At 68.2% G+C, this 22,196-nt stretch carries 20 protein-coding genes and 1 pseudogene; 13 read left to right on the top strand and 8 right to left on the bottom strand.

The window, feature by feature from the left end:
* The 4 genes from EIZ44_RS10075 to EIZ44_RS10060 all read left to right on the top strand — a co-directional run.
* The coding region (locus EIZ44_RS10075; protein WP_134728384.1) for an amino acid permease at positions 1 to 919 on the top strand (919 nt) is incomplete at its 5' end.
* A 32-nt stretch (positions 920 to 951) separates the two neighbouring features.
* The gene (locus tag EIZ44_RS10070; protein WP_134728383.1) at positions 952 to 2,166 is read left to right on the top strand and encodes an arginine deiminase; all 1,215 of its coding nucleotides are present in this window, start codon (positions 952 to 954) and stop codon (positions 2,164 to 2,166) included.
* 26 nt (positions 2,167 to 2,192) lie between these two features.
* Positions 2,193 to 3,188, top strand: coding sequence for an ornithine carbamoyltransferase (gene argF, locus EIZ44_RS10065; RefSeq protein WP_134728382.1), 996 nt, complete (start codon positions 2,193 to 2,195; stop codon positions 3,186 to 3,188).
* A complete protein-coding gene (locus EIZ44_RS10060) occupies positions 3,185 to 4,084 on the top strand; it encodes a carbamate kinase (RefSeq protein WP_134728381.1) in 900 nt (299 codons plus the stop codon). Before argF ends, EIZ44_RS10060 begins: the two co-directional genes overlap by 4 nt.
* 9 nt (positions 4,085 to 4,093) lie before the next feature.
* Here EIZ44_RS10060 and EIZ44_RS10055 read toward each other — a convergent pair whose 3' ends face one another.
* The gene (locus tag EIZ44_RS10055; protein WP_134728380.1) at positions 4,094 to 4,831 is read right to left on the bottom strand and encodes a CPBP family intramembrane glutamic endopeptidase; all 738 of its coding nucleotides are present in this window, start codon (positions 4,829 to 4,831) and stop codon (positions 4,094 to 4,096) included.
* A 37-nt stretch (positions 4,832 to 4,868) separates the two neighbouring features.
* Here EIZ44_RS10055 and EIZ44_RS10050 point away from each other — a divergent pair, with 37 nt between their 5' ends.
* Positions 4,869 to 5,975, top strand: a complete 1,107-nt coding sequence (locus tag EIZ44_RS10050) for an acyltransferase family protein (protein ID WP_134728379.1) — start codon at positions 4,869 to 4,871, stop codon at positions 5,973 to 5,975.
* 1,003 nt (positions 5,976 to 6,978) lie between these two features.
* Here EIZ44_RS10050 and EIZ44_RS46070 read toward each other — a convergent pair.
* Positions 6,979 to 7,110: a DUF2637 domain-containing protein gene (locus tag EIZ44_RS46070; RefSeq protein ID WP_338081056.1), complete on the bottom strand. Its 132-nt coding sequence runs from the start codon at positions 7,108 to 7,110 to the stop codon at positions 6,979 to 6,981.
* 71 nt (positions 7,111 to 7,181) lie between these two features.
* Positions 7,182 to 7,421 carry a hypothetical protein gene (locus tag EIZ44_RS10040; protein ID WP_134661392.1) on the bottom strand — a complete coding sequence of 80 codons (240 nt, stop codon included), beginning with the start codon at positions 7,419 to 7,421 and terminating at the stop codon, positions 7,182 to 7,184.
* A 260-nt stretch (positions 7,422 to 7,681) separates the two neighbouring features.
* On the opposite strand from EIZ44_RS10040, the gene EIZ44_RS10035 reads away from it, so the two are divergent.
* Positions 7,682 to 8,581 (top strand): LysR family transcriptional regulator, encoded by a 900-nt coding sequence (locus EIZ44_RS10035; protein WP_134728378.1) that lies wholly within the window; start codon positions 7,682 to 7,684, stop codon positions 8,579 to 8,581.
* A 91-nt stretch (positions 8,582 to 8,672) separates the two neighbouring features.
* On the opposite strand, the gene EIZ44_RS10030 is transcribed toward EIZ44_RS10035, so the two are convergent.
* From EIZ44_RS10030 to EIZ44_RS10015, 5 genes and pseudogenes are all read right to left on the bottom strand, one after another.
* On the bottom strand, positions 8,673 to 9,521 hold the full coding sequence (locus EIZ44_RS10030; RefSeq protein ID WP_134728377.1) for an aldo/keto reductase: 849 nt from the start codon (positions 9,519 to 9,521) through the stop codon (positions 8,673 to 8,675).
* 22 nt (positions 9,522 to 9,543) lie between these two features.
* Positions 9,544 to 10,170, bottom strand: a complete 627-nt coding sequence (locus EIZ44_RS45410) for a DMT family transporter (RefSeq protein ID WP_240691263.1) — start codon at positions 10,168 to 10,170, stop codon at positions 9,544 to 9,546.
* Between the two features lie 79 nt (positions 10,171 to 10,249).
* Positions 10,250 to 10,420 (bottom strand): annotated as a pseudogene (locus tag EIZ44_RS46150) (EamA family transporter); the annotation flags it as partial.
* A gap of 250 nt (positions 10,421 to 10,670) precedes the next feature.
* Positions 10,671 to 11,036 carry a hypothetical protein gene (locus tag EIZ44_RS10020; RefSeq protein ID WP_134728376.1) on the bottom strand — a complete coding sequence of 122 codons (366 nt, stop codon included), beginning with the start codon at positions 11,034 to 11,036 and terminating at the stop codon, positions 10,671 to 10,673.
* A gap of 495 nt (positions 11,037 to 11,531) precedes the next feature.
* A complete protein-coding gene (locus EIZ44_RS10015; RefSeq protein WP_240691261.1) occupies positions 11,532 to 12,434 on the bottom strand; it encodes a LysR family transcriptional regulator in 903 nt (300 codons plus the stop codon).
* A gap of 250 nt (positions 12,435 to 12,684) precedes the next feature.
* On the opposite strand from EIZ44_RS10015, the gene EIZ44_RS10010 reads away from it, so the two are divergent.
* From EIZ44_RS10010 to EIZ44_RS09985, 7 genes are all read left to right on the top strand, one after another.
* Positions 12,685 to 14,253: a flavin-containing monooxygenase gene (locus EIZ44_RS10010; RefSeq protein ID WP_167754074.1), complete on the top strand. Its 1,569-nt coding sequence runs from the start codon at positions 12,685 to 12,687 to the stop codon at positions 14,251 to 14,253.
* Positions 14,254 to 14,429: 176 nt separating this feature from the next.
* Positions 14,430 to 15,185 carry a class I SAM-dependent methyltransferase gene (locus EIZ44_RS10005; RefSeq protein WP_037806033.1) on the top strand — a complete coding sequence of 252 codons (756 nt, stop codon included), beginning with the start codon at positions 14,430 to 14,432 and terminating at the stop codon, positions 15,183 to 15,185.
* Positions 15,186 to 15,419: 234 nt separating this feature from the next.
* Entirely contained in the window at positions 15,420 to 15,596 is a 177-nt protein-coding gene (locus EIZ44_RS44645) for a hypothetical protein (protein WP_158714381.1), read from the top strand.
* Positions 15,597 to 15,690: 94 nt separating this feature from the next.
* Entirely contained in the window at positions 15,691 to 16,959 is a 1,269-nt protein-coding gene (locus tag EIZ44_RS10000; RefSeq protein ID WP_037806625.1) for a histidine--tRNA ligase, read from the top strand.
* A gap of 411 nt (positions 16,960 to 17,370) precedes the next feature.
* Positions 17,371 to 19,146, top strand: coding sequence for a sigma-54-dependent Fis family transcriptional regulator (locus tag EIZ44_RS09995; protein WP_037806034.1), 1,776 nt, complete (start codon positions 17,371 to 17,373; stop codon positions 19,144 to 19,146).
* Between the two features lie 298 nt (positions 19,147 to 19,444).
* Positions 19,445 to 21,082, top strand: a complete 1,638-nt coding sequence (locus tag EIZ44_RS09990; protein WP_037806035.1) for a ferritin family protein — start codon at positions 19,445 to 19,447, stop codon at positions 21,080 to 21,082.
* A gap of 60 nt (positions 21,083 to 21,142) precedes the next feature.
* Positions 21,143 to 22,186 carry an FAD-binding oxidoreductase gene (locus EIZ44_RS09985; protein WP_134728374.1) on the top strand — a complete coding sequence of 348 codons (1,044 nt, stop codon included), beginning with the start codon at positions 21,143 to 21,145 and terminating at the stop codon, positions 22,184 to 22,186.
* Positions 22,187 to 22,196 lie beyond the last annotated feature (10 nt).

Genomic DNA, 22,196 nt, shown 5'->3' with positions numbered 1-22,196 from the left:
TCAAGATGCCGCACCGGAGCCAATTCAACTTGCCGAAACCATGGTGGGCTGGTTCTTCGTGTCGAAGGGCAATTTCGGTGCGTTCAATACGTCCGGCGGAAGCCTTTACACCGCGATCGGGATCGCCGCGGGTGTCGCGCTGTTCGCGTTCATCGGGGTCGAAGTCGCGGCGGTCACGGCGAAACGGGTGCGCGAGCCGGGACGGAACGTCGGGCGCGCCTCGCTCCTGGGCACCGCCGCTAGCGCGGTGGTCTACCTCGCGGTGTCTGCGGCGGTGATGGGACTCGTCCCGCACGACGTGCTGGTTTCGAGCGGAACCCCGTTCGTGCCCGCGTTCGAGGCGATCCTGCCGGGCGGCGGCTGGGCCGGGAAACTCGTCGCCGCACTCGCCGTCATCTCGGGGATCGGCGCGCTGAACGGCTGGACCCTGGTGACCACTGAGGTGTCGCGCGCCGCGGCGGCCGACGGGCTGTTCCCGCGGGCGTTCGCCTGGGCCGACCGCAAGGACACCGCGTGGTTCGGCATCGTGCTGGCCGCGCTGCTGCCGTCGCTGCTGATGGTGTGGCGCTACACCTCGGGCACCGGGCTGGCGGTGTTCTCGTTCCTGGTGAACCTGGCCGTCGTCACGGTCGCCATCCCGTACTTCTTCTCCGCCTGCGCGCAGCTGGCCTACCTCGTGTCCCGCCGGCGCCAGGTGCACGGCTGGCTGCTGGCCCGCGACCTCGGCATCACCGCCGCCGCGGTGCTTTTCTCCCTGTGGGTGACCTTCGCCGCCGGCTACGCCGCGGTGTACGAGGCGATGCTCGTGGTGCTGGTGGGTCTCGTCCTGCACGCGGTGCTCAAGGGCCGGGCGGCGGCGCACGGCAAGCGCGAGACACCGGCCGAGGAGACCGGTGAGCAATGGCCGCGCGCAGCTTGACTCCGACCGACACGACGAAAGGCACCGCATCCATGAGCTTCGCAGTCGCGTCCGAAACCGGCCGCCTCCGACAGGTGGTCCTGCACCGCCCGGGCACCGAACTCTCCCGGCTGACCCCGCGCAACGTCCACGAATTGCTCTTCGACGACGTCATGTGGGCGAAGAAAGCGAAGGAGGAACACGACGTCTTCGCCGAGGCGCTGCGCGAGCAAGGCGTGCGAGTGCACTACTTCGACCGGCTGCTCGCCGAAAGCCTGGACGTTCCCGAAAGCCGCGCGTTCGTGCTCGACCGGGTCTGCACCCCGCGAACCGTCGGCCCGGCACTGGCTCCGACGCTGCGGAGACTGTTCGACGGCCTCGACAGCACGAGTCTCGCGGAATCGCTGATCGGCGGCGTCCTGAAAGCCGACCTGCATCCGCTGCGCACCAGCAGCCTGAAATGGCACACCCTGCGGGCCGACGACTTCGTGCTGCCGCCGTTGCCGAATCACCTGTTCCCGCGCGACAACTCCTGCTGGATCTACGGCGGCGTCTCGATCAACCCGATGGCGAAACCCGCGCGGCAGCGGGAAACCCTGCATGCCCAGGCGATCTACCGCTATCACCCGCAATTCGCCGGAGCGTCGTTCGCGAGCTACTTCGGCGACGACGACTACTTCCCGGCGACGGTGGAAGGCGGTGACGTGCACGTCCTGGGCGACGGCGCGGTCCTCGTCGGCATGGGGGAGCGGACCACGCCGATGGCTGTCGAATTGCTCGCTCGCGCGCTGTTCGACAGCGGCCAGGCGCACACGGTGCTTGCGGTCGAGCTGCCCCGTTCGCACGCGACGATGCACTTGGACACGCTGATGACGATGGTCGACGTGACAACCTTCGTCCTCTACCCGTATTTCGACCGGCAGCTGCGCTCGTGGACTGTCACCGCGGGCGCCGAGGCCGGTGCGCTGGAGGTCCGGCAGAACGACAGCCTCTGGAGCAGCCTCAGCCGGACGCTCGGCGTCGAGCGGGTCACCGTGCTGTCCACCGACGAGGACGTCCGTGCGGCAGAGCGGGAACAGTGGGACGACGGCAACAACTATCTCGCGGTCGCGCCGGGTGTCGTCGTCGGCTACGACCGCAACGTCGCCACGAACACCATGCTGCGCAAGAACGGCATCGAGGTGATCACCGTGCCCGGCGGCGAACTCGGCCGCGGCCGGGGCGGCCCGCGCTGCATGAACTGCCCGATCGAACGCGACCCCGCGTGATCACCCCCGACACTCAGGAGCACTTGATGAATCTGCACGGCCGCAACCTGCTCAAGGACGCCGACCTCACCGCGAGCGAATTCCGTTCCGTCGTGGAATTCGCGGCCCGGCTCCGCCAGGAAAAGCGGGCCGGGGCGCGGACGCAGCGGCTCGCCGGGCGCAACATCGCGCTGGTCTTCGAGAAAAGCTCGACGCGCACCCGGTCCGGATTCGAGGTCGCCGCCCACGACGAGGGCGCGCACATCACCTATCTCGGCCCCGAGGAATCCCACCTCGGCCACAAAGAGTCCGTCAAGGACACCGCCCGCGTGCTCGGCCGCATGTTCGACGGCATCGAATTCCGCGGCTCGTCCCAGGAAGCGGTCGAAACGCTCGGCGCCTACGCCGGGGTCCCGGTGTGGAACGGGCTGACCGACACCTGGCATCCGACACAGCTGCTGGCCGACGTCCTCACCATGCGCGACCACGCGCCGGGCTCCCTCGACGACGTGTCGTGCTGCTACCTCGGCGACGGCCGCAACAACGTCGCGAACTCGCTGCTCGTCGCCGGTGCGCTGCTGGGCCTCGACGTGCGCATCTGCGCGCCGGAACCGTTGTGGCCGAAGGAAGAGATCCGGCGGATCGCCGCGAGCCTCGCCCGTGAATCGGGCGCGAAAATCCTCGTGTCCGACGACGTGACGGAGGCCGTGCACGCCGCCGACTTCCTCTACACCGACGTCTGGCTGTCGATGGGCGAACCGGAGGAAGCCTGGGGCGCGCGGATCGAACTGCTGCTGCCGTACCAGGTCAACGCCAAGGTCGTCGCCGCGACCGGGAACCCGGCGGTGAAGTTCCTGCACTGCCTGCCCGCGCTGCACGGCCGGGACACGTCGGTCGGGCAGCGGCTCGGCGAACGGTACGGGCTCGACGCCCTCGAGGTCACCGACGAGGTCTTCGAATCGGCGGCGTCGGTCGTGTTCGACCAGGCGGAGAATCGCATGCACACCATCAAGGCCGTCATGGCCGCTACGGTGGGAGCATGAGGATCGTCGCGGCGCTCGGCGGGAACGCGCTGCTCGAACGCGGGGAACCGGCCGAATCCGACATCCAGGAGGAGCACGTCCTCGCCGCCGCCGAAGCACTCGCGCCGGTGGCCCGGGAACATGAACTCGTCCTGACCCACGGCAACGGTCCGCAGGTCGGCCTGCTCGCGGTCGAGAGCGAGCGCGATCCGGCGCTGCGCAGGCCGTATCCCTTCGACGTCCTCGGCGCACAGACCCAAGGGATGATCGGCTACTGGCTCGCGCAGGCCCTGCAGAACGCCTGCGGGCGGCCGGTGGCCGGGCTGATGAGCCGCACGCTGGTGCGCGCCGACGATCCGGCTTTCGCGGACCCGGCCAAGTTCGTCGGCCCGGTGTACGACCGCGCGACGGCCGAGCGGCTCGCCGCCGAACGCGGGTGGGACGTCCGCCCGGACGGCACCGTGTGGCGGCGGGTGGTGCCGTCGCCCGAACCCGTCGAGCTGATCGAACTGCCCCTCGTGAAGACCCTGATGGAGGCCGGCGCGATCGTGGTCTGCGCGGGCGGCGGCGGGGTCCCGGTGGCTGCCGCCGAAGGAGGCTTGCGGGGCGTCGAGGCGGTCGTGGACAAGGACCTGACCGCGGCACTCGTCGCACGCGAGATCGGTGCCGACGCGCTGTTGCTGCTGACCGATGTCGAATCGGTACAAGACGATTACGGCACGCCGCGGGCCCGGCCGATCCGTGAAGTCAGCAGCCGCGAATTGCGTTCCCGGCGCTTCCCGGCCGGTTCCATGGGGCCCAAGGTCGACGCCGCGTGCCGGTTCGTCGAGAACGGCGGCAAGTTCGCCGCGATCGGCAAGCTGACCGCGGCGGGCGAACTGGCGGCGGGAACGGCCGGGACGATCGTCCGCGCGTGAGACCGGGATTCAGCCGACGAGCGCCCAGGCGAGCACCAGCCCGCCGGAGTTGGTGGCCAGGTGCACCAGCATCGGGGCGAGCAGCCCGCGGCCGGTGTAGCGCCACCAGCAAAGGAACACGCCCGCTCCGGCCGCGGCGACCATCGCCAGCACGGAGATCGTCGCGAGCGGAAGCCCGCCGACGGTCTGGTGGACGGCCGCGTTCTGGGTGAGGGCGAGGGAAGGCAGCAGATGCCACAGCCCGAACAACGCGGACGCGCCGAGCACCGGCCACCAGCGCCACCGCTCGCCCGCGCCGAGCAGCGCCGGGAGCACGCCGCGGAAGGCGATTTCCTCGATCAGCACGGTGCCGAGCGGGATGCGCACCAGCGCGAGCCACATCAGCTGCCCGAATCCCGGCGAACCGATCCGGCCGTCGTGGAACAGCACGCGCAGCGCCGGGATCGCGGCGGCGAGACCGAACCCGAACGCCACGACCGCGAAGCCGCCGAGCCCGAACCACAGCATCCGGCGCGTGTGCCGCCGGCTGAATCCGATCTCGGCCCATCCGACGCCGGCGAATCGGGCGAGGGCCAGGAGCCCGGCGGCGGCGACCGCGCCGCAGACCGGGTAGGCCCAGCCGGGCAGCACCCGGTTGGCCAGCACGGTGGCCGCCGCCAGCAGCAGCACCGCGGCGACGACGGCAAGAGCACGACGCCGGAAAGCAGTGACTTCCGGCAGTTTCGGGACAACCGCGGCAACAGACATCGTGATTCCAGTGTGCCCTCGGAAAGGGACAATGGCGATGACGACCAAGGAACGCGAACCGTATCTCGACTTCCTGCGTGCGGTCAGCCTGATCGTCGTCGTACTGTGGCACTGGGCGTTCACGATCCTGCACTGGACCCCGACCGGGCCGCAGCCCACGAACCCGCTCGCGTACTTCCGGGGCTTGTGGGTGCTCACCTGGTTCCTGCAGGTGCTGCCGGTGTTCTTCTACGTCGGCGGGTCGGTGCACCTGGCGTCCTGGCAGCGTGCCCGCGCCGGCGGCCAGTCGCGGGGTTCGTACGTCTGGCACCACGTCAAGGAACTGGTGACTCCAGCCGGGGTGCTGATCCTTTTCTGGGCCGCCCTCGGCGTCGTGCTGACCCAGACGCTCGGGGCGCGATGGGTCGGCGGCGCGGTGCTGCTGGTCCTCAGCCCGCTGTGGTTCCTCGCGGTCTACGTCGGCCTGCTCCTGCTGCTGCCGGTCATGGCATGGCTGCACGAACGGTTCGACGTCCTCGTGCTGGTCTGGCTCGGCGGCGTCGCCCTGCTGGTCGACGTCCTGCGGCTGCGCTTCGGCTGGTCGGAGGTGAGCTGGGTGAACGTGGCCGCGGTGTGGGGCTTGGCGTATCAGGCGGGGTTCTTCCATCACCGCATCGTCGCCGCGTCGCGGCACGTGGCCGGGGCGCTGTTGTGGGCGGGCTCGTTCGCGCTCGCAGGACTGGTGCTGTCGGGCTTGTATCCCGGTTCGATGGTGGGGGTGCCGGGGGAGCGGATGTCGAACATGTCCCCGCCGACGTTCGTCATCGTCGCCCTGCTGGCCTTCCAAGTCGGGCTGTGCGAGGTGCTGCGTCCGGCCGTAGAGCGCGCATTGGCCAAGCCGCGCTGGCAGCGGGCGACGGCGGTGTTCACCAGATACGCGTTGCCGTTGTTTCTCTTCCACACCACCGGAATGGCCCTGGCCCGAGCGGTTGTGTACTTCGGCTTCGACCGGCAGTTAGCCGACGACCGCGCCCCGGACTGGATCTGGTGGGCTGAACGCCCGCTCGCGATCCTCGGCCCGCTGGTGTTCAGCGTCCCACTGATCGCCTTCTTTGGGCGGTGGCAGGCAGTGCACCGCGCGAACAACCCGGGAACATCGCGGTGAAGCTGGCGACAACAGACCGTCGAAATCGCTCGGAGGCTCCGATTTTCGCCTGGGGCGCATCAGGTCGTGCTGGTGTTTTGCTTGGCAGGGGGAGGTGCGCAGATCGGTCGAGCGCTTGGATCGGAATCGCTCCTGGAGGCATACCCGAGGCCGCCGAGGCTTCTGCGGACTGCCGCATCACCCGACTCGGCCGGACCACGCCGGTGGCGCTCGCTCACCAGGTACGCGCCCTCAGTGAGGAGGTTCTCCGTCTTCTGAAGGCTGAGGGGTCGGCATGGTTTCTCGTCTAGGACGCCCGTAGCGCCATGGGGCTTGCTGGGCGTCCGTGGCGCGTGGCGTTCGCGCTTCAGGATGACGGATGGCTGTTGCGCAATGCTGGATCCGACAGGCGGAACCGAGTTCGAGCTTGCGGCGCGCCGTTGGGGCCGCAAGGACATTACTCTGCAGGCACGGACGGCGGCGTGCGTCTGCGCTACGGGAGAACGCACACAGGTCGAGGCTGGCTGAACCCATCCGGTGAGGCCGACGGCGATGTGCTAGTCGGCTCTGCTCGGCACGACCGTATGTTTGTGCCGGGCTGAGTCCGCTAGCCGATCAGCTAGCGATCAGGAACACGTCTTCTCCTTCGCCGGGCACGACGTCGGCTTCCGTCAGGCGGCCCGATCGCCGCTACACGACGCCCGTAATTGTGCGTCCCCGCCACTCTGTCCAGTTCGGCCCCGCTCGGTGGGCGTCCCGCGGTGACTTGCTTCGCGTAGTAGGCCCACATCCGTTGCTCCGCCGTCAAAGACGGTTCGCCGAGACGGGACGAGACTGTCTTCAACGCCCCGTTCAGCAACTCCACCGCGAACAACAACGCGATCGGCGGGCATGCCACCACCACCTGCAACGGGCTTCGCACCAAAGCGGACCCGATGTTCGCCAGCAGCGACAGCTCGATCCCGAACACGAACGCCGACCACGCCACCCACCTGCCACGATCCCGCCCGGCCCGGCGTCGCTTTCACACCTCGACCGTCGCGATCGTCAGCAACCCGTCCGCCAGCAACGGCCAGATCGACGCAGCCGAAGCATCCGCACCAAACCGGACTGCGAGCTCACGGCCGTGGCGGTACGACGCATACGCCGCCCCCACCGCGACCAAACCCGTGCAACCGCATTGCAACCACAGAGCCAGCTTCGGAGCAACCTTCCCGCTCGACTCTCTCAACACGTCGCCACCCCGGCAGCATGATCGAATCGCAGTGGGAACGGCCGTCCGGAGCGGCACGGACCCGGCACCACGAACCGGCAGGTGCGAGCCCGAGAGTGCACAGCGGCCCGCCGGGGGATCGCCGAGGCGAGTTTCTGGGCGGCATTGGCGGCGACTTCCTGGGCGACGTTGGTGTAGAGGTCCATGGTGACCTTGATCGACGAGTGGCGGAGGATGTGCTGGATCACCTTCATGTCCGTATCCAGGGCAGGCCGCGGCGGGGTCGCAGTATTCGGGGCATGCGCAGCTGTCGAGGCAGCAGCGAACCCCGCGGCGCGGACCGTCGGCGGGCACTTTCCGGCGTCGAATCGGACAACTGAACACGGTGTTCTTCCGGCGGTTCCGCGGCGGCGGACGCGTGCATTCGGGGGAATAGTTTCCTGCAGCCAACGGAAATCGCCTCGATGTCCCGAGAAACCCTCGCCGGAAAGGCGATTTCCCTATACTGGTGTGCATGCACGATCTTGCGCAGCTGCGCGCCCTGCACGCAGTCGCCCGCAACGGATCCATCAGCGGGGCCGCGGATGCCTTGCACGTCACCATCTCCGCGGTTTCGCAGCGGCTGGCGAAACTCGAGCGCGAGGTGGGCCAGCCGCTGCTCGAACGGCACGGCCGGAGCGTGCGCTTGACCGATTCCGCGCGGTTGCTGGTGGGGTACATCGAACAGATTCTGCTGTTGCTGGGCGAGGCCGAGGCAGCGCTGGAAGGACAGAAAGGCGCGGTCACCGGAACGCTGTCCATCGCCGCATTCCCGACCGCCGCGCGAGGCTTGGTTTCGGGCACGCTGCGCGGCCTGCGGGAGGATTATCCGAATCTGCGCGTCGAGTTCACCGAACTCGAGCCGGAGGAGTCCTTGCCGAGGGTCGTCCGCGGCGACGTCGACATCGCGGTGGTGCAGGACTGGTTCACTTCGCCGCTGCAGATTCCCGACGTGCTGATGAAAGAGCATCTGCTGGACGACGTCACCGATGTCGCGCTGCCCGCCGGGCATCCGCTGGCCGACCGCGAGACGGTCGACCTCAGCGAGCTGGCGAACGACCCTTGGGTCACCTGGTCGGTCGGGCAGATGTGCCACAACTGGCTGCTCGACACGATCCGCGAGCACGGCGTTCAGCCGCGGATCGCGCACACCGCCGCCGAGTACGCGACACAGCTGGCGCTGGTGGCCGGGGGCAACGGCGTCGCGATGATTCCGCGCCTGGGCCGGGACAGCACCCCGTCCGGGGTCCGGATCGTGCGGGTCGAACCGGTGCTGAGCCGGCAGGTTTTCGCCTTGTGGCGCAACGAGGCGGTCCGTCGGCCGGCGATCCGCGCGGCCGTCGAGGCACTGGTGACCGCGGCGGCCCGCCAGTGACCGCCGACGAGCGCGACGGCGAGCGCGGCGGAAGGTAACAGACCGTGGAACCGGGCCGACCGAGCGATGCCGGCCGGCCCGGGGAGCGGGGCTAGGCCGGCGGCGCGATCGCGGACAGCGCGGCGAACTGCTCGTCGGCGAGCTCCAAGGCGGACGCGGCGTGGTTCTCCTCGAGGTGCTTGATCGACGAAGTGCCCGGAATCGGGATGACGACCGAGGAACGCCGGTACAGCCAGGCGAGCGCCACCTGCGACGGGGTCGCGCCGAGTTCCTTCGCGATCGACGCGAGCGGCCCGTCGGCCGAGGCCAGGTCGCCCTTGGCGACCGGACGCCACGGAATGAACGCGATGCTCTCGCGTTCGCGGTAGTCGAGCACCGCTTCGTGCTGACGTTCGGCCGCGTTGTAGAGATTCTGCACGCTCGCCACCTCGATCTGCGTGCGCGCCTCCTCGATCTGCGCGACCGTCACCTCGGAAAGGCCGATGTGCCGGATCTTGCCCTCGTCCTGCAGCTCCTTGAGAACGCCGAACTGCTCGGAAGCGGGCACCTGCGGGTCGATGCGGTGCAGCTGATACAGGTCGAACCGGTCCAGCTTGAGCCGGCGCAGGCTGAGTTCTGCCTGCTGGCGCAGGTATTCCGGGCGGCCCAGCGGCTTCCACTTGCCGGGCCCGGGACGGCTCTGCCCCGCTTTCGTCGCGATGACGACACCGTCGGCGTAGGGGTGCAGCGCGTCGGCGAGCAGCTCTTCGTTGCTGCCCGGACCGTACGCGTCGGCGGTGTCGATGAACGTGATGCCCAGTTCGACCGCGCGGCGGGCCACCTCGATCGCCCCGTCGCGGTCGGCCGGGTCGCCCCACACGTTCGGACCGGTCAGGCGCATGGCGCCGAAGCCGCTCCGGTGCACGGCGAGGTCGCCGCCGATGGCGAAGGTGTCATCCATGGATATCCTTCTCATTTCCTGGTCAAGACCGGCTGGAAGCCGGTTCCGGGCGGCGTTGGGGTTGCGTCGTCGGGCCGGGCGAGCGCTGCACGAGTGCCACGCCCGCCAGCGCGACGGCCATGCCTGCGATCGCGTTCCAGCGGAACGGCTCGGCGAGAAACGCCATGCCGAGCAGCACGGACACGATCGGCAGCAGGTAGGTGACGGTGGACGCGACGGTCGAGCCGTCCTCGACCGTCAGCCGGAAGTTGAACAGGTAGGCGACGCCGGTGCAGAGCACGCCGAGGACGGCCAGCGCGAGGAACGCGTCCGCGCGCACCGAGACCGGCGAGCTGCCGGTGACCGGGATGGTCAGCGCGGCCAATCCGGTCGCTACCAGCAGTTGCGCGGCGACCATCGCGACCGGCTCGACGCCGGAGCCGGTCAGGAACCGCCTGGTGTAGACGTAACCGATCCCGTAGCAGACGGCGGAGGCCAGGCACAGCAGCGCGCCGCCGAGCGCGCCACCCGCTTCCCACGGCGAAAAGCAGAGCAGCGTGCCGGCGAAGCCGAGTACCAGCCCGGTTCCGCGCCCGGCGCCGACCGAGGTCTCCTGCCGGACGCCGAGCGCGATCGCCATCGTCCACAAAGGAGTGCTGGCGTTGAGCACGCCGGCCAACTTCGTCCCCTACCTGCTGCTCGGCGATGCCGTACAGCAGGTAGGGGACGAAGTTGGCGAAGACCGCGGCGACCGCGATCTTCGCCCAGAGCCGCGGCGACCGGGGCAGGCCGAGCCCGCGCACCCAGCACAGCGCGAGCAGGAACAACGCGCCCAGGCCCAGCCGGACCAGCACGACCTGCCCGGGCGAAAATCCGCGCAGCGCCAGTTTGATCCACAGGAAGCTGGAACCCCAGAGCAACGCGACGACGGCGAGCCGCGCGAGGCTGGCGCACTTGATGGTGGCGATGACTGTCCTCCCCGAGATGCCCGCCTTTCCTTCCCCCGTGAGTCTGCCGCGCCGACGCTGCGCGATGTGTGAAACGTTGTGTGGTGAACCTTTCAGTGCCGCTTAAAGCTCGTCTCAGTGGTGCGAAACGCCCGCCGGTCCACGCCTGAAGTCCGGCTGCTCAGGCCGGGCCAGGCATTACGACAGCATTAGGTGAGACAAGCTAAGTGACGAGCTTTGCCTCCGCGACCAGGAGCACGTCTTCTCCTACACCCGTGCTGACGCCGGCTTCCGTCAAGCGGCCCGACCGCCGCCACCTGCGAAGCACACGACGCCCGTAATTGTGCGTCCCCACCACCCGGTCCAGTTCGGCCCCGCTCGGCGAACGCCCCGCGGCGACTTGCTTCGCGTAGTAGGCCCACATCCGTTGCTCCGCCGTCAACGCAGGTTCGCCGAGACGGAACGAGACTGTTTCACTGTCCGCCGCGTCGGTCTCGCATTCGCTGATTTGAAGCACGGACTGGTCCTGCCCGGGCGCGGTCACGGCGGCTTGCTTCAATGCCCGGTTCAGCAACTCGACCGCGAACAACAGCGCGATCGGCGGGCAAGCGGCCCGCGTGACTCTCTCATCACGACGCCACCCCCACAGCATGATCGAATCGCCGCGGGAACGGCCGTCCGGAGCGGCACTGGCCGGGCACCACGAACCGGCAGGTGCGAGCCCGAGCGTGCGCGAACACGGCGACAAACCACGGCATCACCTGACATCCGGCACGCGTACACAGCGAGGTAAACAACACGGACCGTTCGGCACCGTTCGAAACTCGGTCAAAACGACTGTGACCCGGCGGGTTCAGAGTTCGAATCCCTGGCGGCCCACTCTCGAACCCCAGGTCACCGGGCTCGGTGACCTGGGGCTTTGTGCTGTCCGGGCGAGTTTCTCGCGGGCTTGGACTGTCCATGCGACACGACTCCCGCGCCGACCACTTGCTGCGCTTCCCCCGAGGACCACTGCAGACCTAGACACTCCGTAGTTTCCCTTGCAGTGTCGGCACTGTCGCGTATTCCGCGTGAAACATCCGGGCTAGTAGTTCGCCTCCGTCAGCAGGGCCTGAGCGGACCGGCGAAACGCGGCCACCAGGGGTGCGCTGTCCCCGGCTCGGGTGGCGAGCACCACCTGACCTGGCTCGACCCCGTGCAGCGGGATCGAGGTCAGGTCGGGCCGGGTGCCCTCGCCGCGCAATCCGGCGGGAAGCATGGCGACCGCCTGCCCGGACGCGACCAGTTCGAGTACGTCCTCGATGTGGCCGGCCAGCGGCCCGTCGGGTGCCGGCGTGCCATCGGGACGGGGGTCGACACGCCAGAACGAGTCCCACTCAGCGGCGGGCAGCCTCGGCACCAGCTCAGTTGCGATGTCGTCGAGGGTGACTGATTCCCGGCCGCCCAGCCGGTGGGACCGGGCGACGAGCAGCACGCGGGTCTCGTGATGCAGGACGGTGACTTGCAGTCCGTCGGTGTCGAATGGGAGCCGCGTCACGACAGCGTCCACACGGCGGCCGAACAGGGCCGTCCGCACCTCCGCCAACTCGATGTGCAGTGTGCGCACCTCGGCCTCGGGGTGGTAGTGGCGCAGATGTCGTACCGCCGGAGTAATGATCAGCCCGCGCGTATGGCCGACGGTGAGCTGACTCGGCACTGCGGCCGCACGGGCGTCCGCCGCAGCCATCGCGGCGATCGCCAGCAATTGTCTTGCATGGGGCAGGAACGCGGGAACGGCGGGGGTCAGGCGGGTGCCCTGCCGGTCGCGGTCGAACAGCCGAACTCCGACACGCTGCTCAAGGGTCCGGATCTGACGGCTCAGGGTCGGCTGGGTTATGTGCAGCAGTGCCGCGGCACGGGCGAAATGCTGCTGCTCGGCGACCACCGTGAAGTAACGGACCAGTCGGAGTTCGAAGTCGGCCGACGGCACTGCGTTGGCTGCGTCCACAAGATCGCAAGATAGCCCACTTGCATACGTGATGCCTGGAACGCATCACGGGATGCGAAACAAGCCTTGGACGCGCCCCCTGGGCAGCGGGGAGTGTGGGTACAGGCGAGGAGGACACCATGCGACTTATCTGCGGCGAAGAACACGCTGTCCGCGGGCAACCGCGATAATCGCCGAAATGTTTCGAACCGGGCGACGGGACCGGGATGAACTGATTCCCGCATGCGCGATAAACGCTTTGTCAGAAGTAATGTGGAGCAAAATCATCATTGAGTACCACGAGACCGTCGTTGTCGGTGGAGGTTTCGGCGGAATCTGCGCTTCGCACGGCCTCCTGGAGGAGGGCAGGGGCGACTTCGTCATCCTCGAGCGTGCCGGAGAACTGGGCGGGGTATGGCGGGACGATCGCTACCCTAATGCGGCCTGCGACGTCCCGGCACATTTCTACAGCCTCTCGTTCGCGCCGAATCCGACGTGGACGCGCAGCTACGCGCCGTGGGACGAAATCCTCGCCTACATCAACAAGGTGGCCGACGATCTGGGAGTCCGGGACCGCATCCGGTTCAACACCACTCTGGTGTCGGCGAGTTGGGATGAGCCCGCCGGTGTGTGGCACCTGCGCACCGCCGAGGGAGCGTCGCTGTCGTGCCGGTTCCTGGTCATGGCAAGCGGTTCGCTCAGCACCCCTCGCGTTCCTGATCTTCCGGGGCGCGAGACGTTCCGCGGCGAGGTGATCCACACGGCGGAATGGGACGAACGAGTTTCCCTGGAAGGCCGGCGCGTGGTGGTCGTCGGTGCGAGCGCCAGTGCCGCGCAGGTCCTCCCTTATGCCGTCGACGTGGCCGAGAGCGTGCTGGCGGTAATCCGCACCCCGCCCTATGTGATGCCGAAGGACGAGCAGGTCTACGACGACGAGGCGCAGGCACGGTTCCGGGACGAACCGGAGCGGATGGAAGCTATCCGCCTCGACGCCGAACACAGCTTCAACGTCGAGGCGGAAACACAGGCAGTCATGGACGAGGCCAAGCTCGCCAAGATCGAAGGACAGTGGCGCGACTATATGGAGTCGGAGATCGCCGATGCCGGCCTGCGTGACCTCCTGACACCGTCCTACCGGTTCGGCTGTCGCCGGCCGGTCCTCTCCAGCACGTTCTACCCCGCCCTTGCCGACCCCAGGACCACCGTCTGGTCGGCCGGGATCTCGTCGATGACCGCGACCGGCGTCGTGACCGAGGACGGGCGCGAATGGGACGCCGACGTTGTGGTTCTCGCGACCGGCTTCACCGCGACCGACATGTACGCCGGGATAGAGTTCCACGGTGAATCCGCGCGGTCGCTGAAGGCGGATGCGTGGCGCGAAGCGCCGCATGCGTACAAGGGCACCGTCGTCGCGGGGTTCCCCAACCTCTTCCTCGTGACCGGTCCGCACACCCAGGCGAGCGGGTCCATCATCGCGGTCATCGAGGCGCAGATGAAGATGATCATGGAATACATCCGGCTCGTCGACGAGAGCGGCGCCGTCTCCGTCCAGCCGTCGCAGAGGGCTCAGCAGAGCTTCAACAACTGGGTCGACAGCGCGATGGCGGACTCCGTCTGGGAGGCCGGTGCGTGCCACAGCTGGTATCGCCTTGGCATGGCGGGCAAGGTCGTGACCAAATGGCCCGGAAGCCTCGCGAGCTTCCAGAAAACGACCAGCACGGTCGATCTGGGAGATCTCGTGCTGAAGTTCGGCAGGCCTGGGGCCCCGACCCCGGTGGCCAGGTCTGCCGCCGACGCGCCGGTCGCTGAGGGTAGCGGGACACTCGTCGACCTGCCGTGACCTGAACCCCGTCCTTTCGAGAAAGAGTCGCCGGATGGCCTCGCCCGCGTTGGGCAATATTCGAGGCAGCACAACGGATCCAAGGTTTACCGACGCCCAATACAGGCGAAAACCATTGGCGCTCAGCTTGCTCCGCTGATGGACTGACGTCCTGCTGCGTGACGGAGGTAGCGGTTGTGACGGATTATGACGTGCTCGCCGAGGTGTACGAATGGCTCATCTCGGATGCGAAGTTGCCGCCGGCCGAGTTCGCTGCGTCGTTCGATGACGTCCTCGGTTTCCTGCCGTCGAACGCTCACGTCCTCGACTGTTCGTGCGGAACCGGACAGTTGGCGGTTGGCCTCGCCGGTCGCGGCATGCAGGTTGTCGCAACTGATGCCAGCGAAGCGATGGTTCGACGGACTGCGGAGTTGGCTGAGGAGTTCGGGGCATCCGTCCGGGCCGTGCGGGCGAGCTGGGAAGAGTTGCCCGACCATTTCGAGGACGGCACGTTCGACATGCTGTTCTGCGTTGGCAACTCGCTTCACCACGCCGAGGGCGCGCGAGGCAGGGGCGCTGCTCTGGAGTCGATGTCACGGCTTCTGCGCCCCGGCGGGCGCTTGGTGCTCACGTCCCGCACGTGGGAACGCGTGCGGGCCAGAGGTTCCCGCCTGGACATCAGTGACCGACTCGTCCGCCGGAACGGTCGCGATGCCGTCGTGATCTACCGCTGGGAGATCGCGCCGCGGTGGGAGGAGGAGCACCGCATCGAGATCGCGATCGCCCAGGTTGATGCGACTGGGTTGGTTGTTGTCCGCTCGGAAATGCTGTCCTGCTGGCCCTATCGGTACGAGGAACTCGAAATCGAACTGCACCGGGTCGGACTTCGGACGGAAATGAGCACGTTCGATCTTGAGGCCGAGAACTACATGGTGGTCGCGAGCAAGGTATAGACACCAGTCCTGGCCGGACACGGCGGCACGTTCGACGACGTCATCTCGTCCCTGGTACTGCAGTGCGCGGTCAGCAGGGGCCGGGTGGTTGTGTCGCTCTGGGCCGGACCCCGCCGCACCTGCGGCGGTCGCTGTGGAAAAATTCGCTCTGAGCAGTTCCCGGTGCTGTGCGGAAGGAACGAGATGACCAGCCCCTATGTTCGGCAGCTTCGGCGGGCCGACAGGCTGGGATCAATGCTGCGCGCTTCCGGGCAGTCTCATGCCGGAGCATCGGTCCGCGCGGGACAGGTGTGCGTTCGCGTGCTGGGGCACCCAGTGCTGGCTCCGCCGATGGCCGATTTCGGCTGCATCGAGGTCCCGGTCGCCTGCGCGGCCGCGACTCTGCGCGAGGGCGTGCGCGCGCGACATTGAGCGGCGGATCCGCCCCGTCGTCGATTCGTGCCCGAAGCCGCTGTCATACGACCGGCTACCCGTTTCCTTTCCCTGTTGAGGACTTTTCGTGAAGATGGACAACAGCCCTGCCCGGGGCACCCGTGACCTGCTCCCGGCCGTGGTGGCCACCCGCGACCGTGTGCTCGAGCTGATCCAGGGCGTCTACAGCCGCTTCGGCTACCAGCGGATCGAAACCCCGGCGCTGGAGCGGATCGAACGGCTGACCGCGGGGCAAGGCGGGGACAACGAGAAGCTGCTCTTCCAGGTCCTGAAGCGTGGCCTGAGAGACCCGTTGGCTGCCGACACGGCTGTGTCAGACCTGGTCGACTTGGGCTTGCGCTACGACCTGACGGTGCCCCTGACCCGGTTCTACGCTGCGCAGCGCGACAAGCTTCCCGCGCCGTTCCGGTCGTTCCAGTTCGGGCCGGTCTGGCGGGCGGAGCGGCCGCAGCAAGACCGCTTCCGGCAATTCGCGCAATGCGACATCGACTTCATCGGCGAGCCGAGCGTGCTCGCCGAGGCCGAGCTGATCGAGGCCACTACCGCGGCGCTGGACGCGGTCGGACTGACCGGGGCGACCGTGCGGCTATCGGACCGTCGGTTCCTGGCCGCCCTCGCTTCCGCCGCCGGCGTCCCCGATGCCGCGCGCGCCGGGACCTTCGTAAGCATCGACAAGCTCGACAAGATCGGCTGGGAGGGCGTCACCGCAGAACTCACCGGAGAACGCGGCCTGCCCGCCGAGGTCGCCGCTGCCGTGCGGGACAAGATCGAAACCCTGTCCGGACTGCCGGCGGACAAGGTCGCCGACACGCTCGTCGACACGGTGCCCGGTCTGCCCGAGCCGGTCGCCGCGGAGCTCGCCGAGACGGCGGAGTGCCTTGCCGCGCTTGACGGCGTGACCTGGGCGTTCGACCCGACTTTGGTGCGCGGCATGGGTTACTACACCGGGCAGATTTTCGAGATCGCGCACGCGGGCTCGTCCGGCTCGATCGCGGGCGGCGGCCGCTACGACGAGCTGATCGGCCGGTCGCTCGGCAAGGCGGTTCCAGCGTGCGGGTTCTCCATCGGATTCGAACGGATCATCAGGCTTGTCGCTCCCTCGGCCGTTGCCGACCGGGTGGCCGTGCTGTACGAGACAGACGTCCCGGTCGCCGACGCGTTGGCTGTCGCGCGGCGGCTGCGCGCCGAGCGCGGCGGCGTGGTGTCGCCGGTGCCGCGCAGCGGCAAGTTCGCCGCCCAGCTGACCCGGCTGGAGACCGACGGATACACGGGGTTCCTCGCGCTCGTTCCCGGCCAGGACACCGACGCGCTAGCCGTGCGCCCGCTTGGACGCCGTGGCTGACGCGTCAGCCACGGTCGCCGAGTGCGAAGGGTTGTCCGGATTCCGTCGGCCCTGCCGCGGCATGCAGTTCGCGTCACGGGAGAACGCGAACGGAGCGAGCTGAGCCGGTCCTGCGAGGTCCATGGCGAGCCCGCGACGACCGATCAGCTGGCAACCAGCAGCGCCGGACTGCCAGCGGGGCAGGTGAAACACGTGGTCGGGCACGGCCACCTCCCATCCGGCATTGGAGGACTCGCAGTGGGCAGTTCCCCCGCTTCGCCGGGATGATCCGCGACGGCCTCAGGCAGGTTGCCTTGTGACCGAGTACCGCCTTGTCTCACTATGAGACAAAGTGACGCGCGCCACGAGTGCACGATGGTTCCCCCGGGAGCTGGCAGGGGCCCGGGGCACTGGACGTCAAAGGAGACGGTGGTGGCGGCTGGACGCAACGAGACCATGCGCGACCTGCGGGAACTGTTCCTCTCCCGCGGGTCGCCCGAGGTGTCGGGGGTGCGCGACGTGATCACCGCGTCGTGGCGGCGTGCACTCGAGAACCGGGTCGACTTCGAGCGGCCGGAGCCGCTCTACGTGTCCGATCGCGACGAGGAGAGCCTGCTCGCGCACAGTGCAGCGCCGGTGCTGGCGAATCTGTCCGAAGAACTCGCCGGCCATCCGACCGCGATCCTGCTGACCGACGCGAACGGCCTGGTCGTCGACCGGCTCAGCACCGATCGCGCGCTCACCGCGGGGCTCGACCAGATCTCGCTCGCCCCGGGCTACAGCTACGCCGAGGAGTCGGTCGGCACCAACGGCATCGGCACCGCGCTCGAATGCCAGAAATCGGTCCTGGTGTCCGGGTTCGAGCACTTCAACGGCGAGCTGACCGGCTTCGAGTGCGCCGGGGCGCCAATCGTGCATCCGGTTCGCGGACATCTGGCCGGGGTTCTCGACCTCACGTCGTGGGCCGAAGCGTCCGGCCCGCTCCTGCTGACGCTGGCGCGCACGACCGCGAAGCGGATCGAAGAAGCGATGCTCGCCAGCACCGGCACGCGCGAACTGGCTCTGTTCCGGGAGTACCTGGCGGCCTGCCGACGCGGATCGGGCGCGGTTCTGGCGGTGAACCCCGACGTCGTCATGGTCAACAGCCACGCCGAGGAACGCTACGACGTCACCGATCGTTCAGCGCTGATCACGCACGCCACGGATCTCGCCGGCTCGGCCAAACCCGCGACGGTGCTGGCCGATCTGCCGTCGGGCGTCAGCGCGCGTCTTGAGTACCGGCCCGTCTTCAGCGGCGACGCGCTTGCCGGCGGCATCTTCCGGGTCAAGAACCAGACCGCCTCGCGACGCACCTTTGTCCGCTCCGAGCTGCAGTTGCCCGGCCTCGCCGGCTCGAGCCCGGCGTGGCGGCAGGCGAGCGCGGCCGCGGACGCGAGCCTGCGCGGCGGGCAGTGGCTGGCGCTGAGCGGGGAACCTGGGGTGGGGAAGACAGCCATCGCCCGCGCCGTTGCGCTGCGCCACGGACGCAGGCAGGTGATGGTCGACTGCACTTCAGTGGACGCCAGCGAAGAGTGGGTGCCCGCGCTCGCCGAAGAAGCGGCCTGCAGTGATCCGCCGGTCGTCGTCTTGCAGCATCTGGACGCACTCGGCGACACCGCGTTGCCCGCGCTGGCCGAACTGTTCACCGCGTGGCAGAACGACCCGGCACAGCACGCGCCCGCCTGGGTGGTGGCCACCGTCGGCAGCGAACCTGCCGATCCCGGCATCCAGGGCGCGGTGATGGCGTTCTTCGCGCGGAAGATCGAGGTCCCGCCGCTGCGCCACCGCATCGAGGACGTGCAACGGCTGGTGCCGCATCTGCTGGCGGTGCGGGCGGGCAGCCGGTCGCTGTCCGCATCGGACGCCTGCGTCCGGCAGTTGATGCGACTGCCCTGGCCCGGCAACGTGCGCCAGCTCGACCGGGTGCTCACCGCCGCGGCGCACCGCGTGCACGGCGGCGTGCTCGACGTCGCCGATCTGCCCGCCGAATGCCGCACGTTCACGCGGCGCCGGCTCACCAAGCTGGAGACCATCGAACGCGACGCGATCGTCCGCAGCCTCGCCGCGAACCGCGGCAGCAAAGAACGCGCGGCCAGCGACCTCGGCATGTCGCGCGCGACCATTTACCGCAAAATCCGCGCCTTCGGCATCGTCGACGAAGCGGGCTGAACCCGGTCGCCGTTCGCAGGCAAGAGAAATTCCTGATGACCTTCGTCGGCGTCAAATCGAGGCCCCGTCAACCGTTGGTCGGAAATCGCGCCAAACGCCGCGAATCGTGAACACGAAATTGGCTGTCGCCCGCTGATTCCGGGCTTTTCCGAACCCGCCCTCGCAAGGTGAGCGAGGGTGGGTTTTTCGTATCCGGGGACCGGATCTCAGATTGAGATAGAACACCGGAGTTTCCCGGCACACACTCTGCCGGTCAGACGGACAGCGGCGGACCGCCCGCCGGTTCCAGGAGGCCCCAGTGAGCAGGCAGAGCCTTACCAAGGCGCACAGCAAGATCACCGAGTTGTCGTGGGAACCGACGTTCGCCACGCCGGCGACCCGGTTCGGGACGGACTACACGTTCGAAAAGGCACCGAAGAAGGACCCGCTGAAGCAGATCATGCGGTCTTACTTCCCGATGGAAGAGGAAAAGGACAACCGCGTCTTCGGCGCGATGGACGGCGCCATCCGCGGGAACATGTTCCGGCAGGTGCAGCAGCGCTGGCTGGAATGGCAGAAGCTGTTCCTGAGCATCATCCCGTTCCCGGAGATCTCCGCGGCCCGGGCGATGCCGATGGCGATCGACGCGGTGCCGAACCCGGAGATCCACAACGGGCTCGCGGTGCAGATGATCGACGAGGTACGGCACTCGACGATCCAGATGAACCTCAAAAAGCTCTACATGAACAACTACATCGACCCGGCCGGGTTCGACATCACCGAGAAGGCGTTCGCGAACAACTACGCGGGCACCATCGGCCGCCAGTTCGGCGAAGGCTTCATCACCGGCGACGCGATCACCGCGGCGAACATCTACCTGACCGTGGTCGCCGAAACCGCGTTCACCAACACGCTGTTCGTCGCGATGCCGGACGAGGCGGCGGCCAACGGCGACTACCTGCTGCCGACGGTGTTCCACTCGGTGCAGTCCGACGAGTCGCGGCACATCAGCAACGGCTACTCGATCCTGCTGATGGCGCTGGCCGACGAGCGCAACCGGCCGCTGCTCGAGCGGGACCTGCGGTACGCGTGGTGGAACAACCACTGCGTGGTCGACGCCGCGATCGGCACGTTCATCGAGTACGGCACCAAGGACCGCCGCAAGGACCGCGAGTCCTACGCCGAGATGTGGCGGCGCTGGATCTACGACGACTACTACCGCAGCTACCTGCTGCCGCTCGAAAAGTACGGCCTGGTGATCCCGCACGACCTCGTCGAGGAAGCGTGGAACCGGATCACGAACAAGCACTACGTGCACCGCGTCGCGCAGTTCTTCGCCACCGGCTGGCCGGTGAACTACTGGCGCATCGACGGCATGACCGACGCCGACTTCGAGTGGTTCGAGGACAAGTACCCGGGCTGGTACGACCAGTTCGGCAAGTGGTGGGAGGCCTACAACCGGCTGCGCTACCCGGGCCGGAACAAGCCGATCGCGTTCGAGGACGTCGGCTACGAGTACCCGCACCGCTGCTGGACCTGCATGGTCCCGTGCCTGGTCCGCGAGGACCTGGTGGTGGACAAGGTCGACGACCAGTGGCGCACCTACTGCTCGGAGACCTGCGCCTGGACCGACAAGGTCGCGTTCCGGCCGGAGTACGAGGGCCGCCCGACTCCCAACATGGGCAGGCTGACCGGGCACCGCGAGTGGGAAACGCTGCACCACGACCGCGATCTCGCCGACATCGTCCGCGACCTCGGCTACGTCCGCGACGACGGGAAGACGCTGATCCCGCAGCCGCACCTGGACCTCGACGACGCCAAGAAGCTCTGGACCCTCGACGACCTCAAGGGCATCCGGTTCGCGAGCCCGAACGTGACGCTCAACGAGATGACCGACGCCGAGCGGGAGCAGTGGGCCGCCGCCTACCGCGCCAACCCGAACGTCACCGTGGCCTGACGAGCCCGGGTCCCGCGGCCGGCACGGCCGCGGGACCCCGCCGGAAGAATCGAGAAACCCATGGGCGACAAGCACCGCATCTCCTTCGAACCGGTCGGTGTCGAGATCGAGGTCACCGAGGACGAGAAGATCCTGGACGCCGCGTTCCGCCAGGGCGTCCACCTCATGCACGGCTGCCGCGAAGGCCAGTGCTCGGCCTGCAAGTCCTATGTGCTCGAAGGCGACCTGCAGATGGAGCGGTACTCGACGTTCGCGTGCAACGACGCGGAGGCAGAGGAGGGCTACCTGCTGCTGTGCCGGGCGCACGCCTACAGCGACTGCACGATCGAACTGCTCAACTTCGACGAGGACGAGCTGCTGAATTCGGCTCCGCTGCAGGAGATCACCGCCGAGGTCGCCGAGATCGTGCCGCACACGCACGACATCGTCGGCCTCCGGCTCGCCACCGCGAGCCCGCTCGAATTCAAGGCGGGCCAGTACGCCGAGCTGGCCATCCCGGGAACCGAGGAGTGCCGGTCGTTCTCCATGGCGACCACGCCCGCGACGACCGGGCAGCTGGAATTCCTCATCAAGAAGTACCCGGGCGGGCGGTTCTCCGCGCTGCTGGAGAACGGCCTCGCGGTCGGGGACGCCCTGCGGCTGCGCGGACCGTACGGGAACTTCACGTTGAAGAAGGGCCACGTGCTGCCGCTGGTGCTGCTGGCGGGCGGTGCGGGAATGGCGCCCGTGCTCAGCCTGCTGCGGCACCTCGCCGAAACCGACGACTCCCGGCGGATCCGGTTCTACTACGGCGCCCGGACCGTCGCGGATCTGTTCTACTTGGACGAGATCCGGGCATTGGGCGGCCAGCTGGCGGACTTCGGGTTCGTCGTGGCGCTGTCGGAATCGGCGGACGGCAGCACGGACCTCGGGGTGGTCGCCGAACCGGGTCTGGTCACCGACGTCGTCGAGGCCGCGGAGCCCGAGCTGCACCGCAGCGAGGTGTACCTGTGCGGGCCGCCGCCGATGGTCGACGCCGCACTCGATCTCGCGTCCCGGCAAGGCGTTCCGGACGACCAGGTGTTCTACGACAAGTTCACGACCTCGGTCAGTGACGACCAGTAAGAGGAGAAAG

Source organism: Amycolatopsis nivea (assembly GCF_004522235.1).
Classification (GTDB): Bacteria; Actinomycetota; Actinomycetes; order Mycobacteriales; family Pseudonocardiaceae; genus Amycolatopsis; species Amycolatopsis nivea.
Note: the sequence above shows the minus strand (reverse complement) of the source record. Positions and strands in the feature narration are given on the sequence as shown.

What these genes read in the sequence shown, in the direction of transcription:
- EIZ44_RS10070 (WP_134728383.1), top strand. Translation starts at nt 952, where the DNA reads ATGAGCTTCGCAGTCGCGTCCGAAACCGGCCGCCTCCGACAGGTGGTC.
- argF (WP_134728382.1), top strand. Translation starts at nt 2,193, where the DNA reads ATGAATCTGCACGGCCGCAACCTGCTCAAGGACGCCGACCTCACCGCG.
- EIZ44_RS10060 (WP_134728381.1), top strand. Translation starts at nt 3,185, where the DNA reads ATGAGGATCGTCGCGGCGCTCGGCGGGAACGCGCTGCTCGAACGCGGG.
- EIZ44_RS10055 (WP_134728380.1), bottom strand. Translation starts at nt 4,831, where the DNA reads ATGTCTGTTGCCGCGGTTGTCCCGAAACTGCCGGAAGTCACTGCTTTC.
- EIZ44_RS10050 (WP_134728379.1), top strand. Translation starts at nt 4,869, where the DNA reads ATGACGACCAAGGAACGCGAACCGTATCTCGACTTCCTGCGTGCGGTC.
- EIZ44_RS10040 (WP_134661392.1), bottom strand. Translation starts at nt 7,421, where the DNA reads ATGAAGGTGATCCAGCACATCCTCCGCCACTCGTCGATCAAGGTCACC.
- EIZ44_RS10035 (WP_134728378.1), top strand. Translation starts at nt 7,682, where the DNA reads ATGCACGATCTTGCGCAGCTGCGCGCCCTGCACGCAGTCGCCCGCAAC.
- EIZ44_RS10030 (WP_134728377.1), bottom strand. Translation starts at nt 9,521, where the DNA reads ATGGATGACACCTTCGCCATCGGCGGCGACCTCGCCGTGCACCGGAGC.
- EIZ44_RS10010 (WP_167754074.1), top strand. Translation starts at nt 12,685, where the DNA reads ATGTGGAGCAAAATCATCATTGAGTACCACGAGACCGTCGTTGTCGGT.
- EIZ44_RS44645 (WP_158714381.1), top strand. Translation starts at nt 15,420, where the DNA reads ATGCTGCGCGCTTCCGGGCAGTCTCATGCCGGAGCATCGGTCCGCGCG.
- EIZ44_RS10000 (WP_037806625.1), top strand. Translation starts at nt 15,691, where the DNA reads ATGGACAACAGCCCTGCCCGGGGCACCCGTGACCTGCTCCCGGCCGTG.
- EIZ44_RS09985 (WP_134728374.1), top strand. Translation starts at nt 21,143, where the DNA reads ATGGGCGACAAGCACCGCATCTCCTTCGAACCGGTCGGTGTCGAGATC.